Here is a 2,252-nt window from a genome sequence, read left to right on the forward strand (position 1 = left end):
GACCATTACGATCCAGGAACTGGCGCAACGCATGTCCGAGCGCGCGGTCGACCTGGTCAAGTTCTTCATGAAGCAGGGCCAGATCCTGAAGCCGGGCGACGTCATCGATGCCGACACGGCCGAGCTGGTTGCTACCGAATTCGGCCACACGGTCCGCCGCGTCGCCGAGTCCGACATCGAGGAAGGCCTGTTCAACATCGCCGACAATGCCGAGGACCTGGTTTCGCGTCCGCCGGTCGTGACGATCATGGGTCACGTCGATCATGGCAAGACCTCGCTGCTCGACGCGATCCGCAACGCCAATGTCGTCTCCGGCGAAGCCGGCGGCATCACCCAGCATATCGGCGCCTACCAGGTCGAGAAGAACGGTCACAAGATCACCTTCATCGACACGCCCGGCCACGCCGCCTTCACGGCGATGCGTGCTCGTGGCGCCCAGGCGACCGACATTGCCATCCTGGTGGTTGCCGCCGACGACAGCGTCATGCCGCAGACGATCGAATCGATCAGCCATGCCAAGGCGGCCGGCGTTCCGATCATCGTGGCGATCAACAAGATCGACAAGCATGATGCCGATCCGCAGAAAGTGCGCTCCGAACTGCTGCGCCACGAGGTTTTCGTCGAATCCATGGGCGGTGAAGTTCTGGACGTCGAAGTGTCGGCGACCAAGGGCACCAATCTCGACAAGCTGCTCGAGGCGATCCTGCTGCAGGCCGAAATTCTCGACCTGAAGGCCAATCCGGATCGTACCGCCGAGGGTGTCGTCATCGAAGCCCAGCTCGACAAGGGCCGTGGCCCCGTCGCGACCGTGCTGGTGCAGACCGGCACGCTGATGCCGGGCGACATCCTTGTTGCCGGCAACGAATGGGGCCGGGTGCGTGCGCTGGTCAACGATCGTGGCGTGCAGATCAAGGAAGCGCCGCCGGCGATGCCGGTGGAAGTGCTTGGCTTGCAGGGCACACCGCAGGCCGGCGATCGCTTCGCCGTGGTCAACAACGAGGCCCGTGCCCGCGAGATCACCGAATACCGCCAGCGGCTGGCGCGCGAGAAGGCGGTTGCCAAGCATGCCGGCCAGCGCGGTTCGCTTGAGCAGATGATGTCGCAATTGCAGACAAGCGGGCTGAAGGAATTCCCGCTGGTCATCAAGGGCGACGTGCAGGGCTCGATCGAGGCGATCAACGCCGCACTCGACAAACTCGGCACCGACGAAGTGCGTGCGCGCATCGTCCATGCCGGCGCCGGCGCCATCACCGAAAGCGACGTGTCGCTGGCGGAGACTTCGGGTGCCGCGATCATCGGCTTCAACGTCCGCGCCAACGTCCAGGCGCGTGCCGCCGCAGCGGCGGCTGGCATCGAGATCCGCTACTACTCGATCATCTACAACCTCGTGGATGACGTGAAGGCGGCTCTGTCGGGCCTGCTGTCGCCGGAGCGTCGCGAGACCTTCATCGGCAACGCGCAGATCCTCGAGATCTTCGACATCACCAAGGTCGGCAAGATCGCCGGCTGCCGTGTCACCGAAGGCAAGGTCGAGCGTGGCGCGGGTGTGCGCCTGATCCGTGACAACGTCGTCATCCACGAAGGGACGCTGAAGACCCTGAAGCGCTTCAAGGACGAAGTTTCGGAAGTCCCCGGCGGCCAGGAGTGCGGCATGGCCTTCCAGAATTACGAAGACATGCGCGTCGGCGACGTCATCGAGTGCTTCCGCGTCGAGATGGTGACCCGGACACTCTGAGTTCGAGTGACTTGTCCATACCGGGCGGTGGCCGAAAGGCCGCCGCCCGAGGTCTATTGAGAACGACCCATATGAGACATGCGGCACGGTCCCATCCCGCGCCTCACGCTTCAGGATAGAGAAAAATGCCCCGTCCAACCACATCCAGCCCATCCCAGCGCATGCTGCGCGTCGCCGAACAGGTGCGCCATGCGCTGTCCGAAACCCTGCAGCGCGGCGAGATCATCGATCCGCTGATCGAGAACACCGTGGTGTCGGTCTCGGAAGTGCGCATGTCGCCCGATTTGAAGGTCGCTACCGCTTTCGTTTCGCCACTCGGCGCCAAGGATACCGATGCGGTGGTCGAGGCGCTGAACAAGCATGCGAAATTCATCCGTGGCCGTGTCTCCGGCGCGCTGCGGCAGATGAAATTCATGCCGGAGTTTCGCTTCAAGCTCGACACCTCCTTCGACAATTTCGCCAGGATCAACGACCTCTTGAAATCGCCGGTAGTGGCGCGCGATCTGGGTCCTGAGGA

At 63.3% G+C, this 2,252-nt stretch carries 2 protein-coding genes; both read left to right on the forward strand.

Translation table 11 applies throughout. The features are described 5' to 3' along the window. The coding region (infB, locus tag EN984_RS31770; RefSeq protein WP_127384225.1) for a translation initiation factor IF-2 at positions 1–1,735 on the forward strand (1,735 nt) is incomplete at its 5' end. A 125-nt stretch (positions 1,736–1,860) separates the two neighbouring features. Beyond that, the coding region (gene rbfA / locus EN984_RS31775) for a 30S ribosome-binding factor RbfA (protein ID WP_127384226.1) at positions 1,861–2,252 on the forward strand (392 nt) is incomplete at its 3' end.

The organism is Mesorhizobium sp. M7A.F.Ca.CA.004.12.1.1 (assembly GCF_003997835.1).
Taxonomy (GTDB): domain Bacteria; phylum Pseudomonadota; class Alphaproteobacteria; order Rhizobiales; family Rhizobiaceae; genus Mesorhizobium.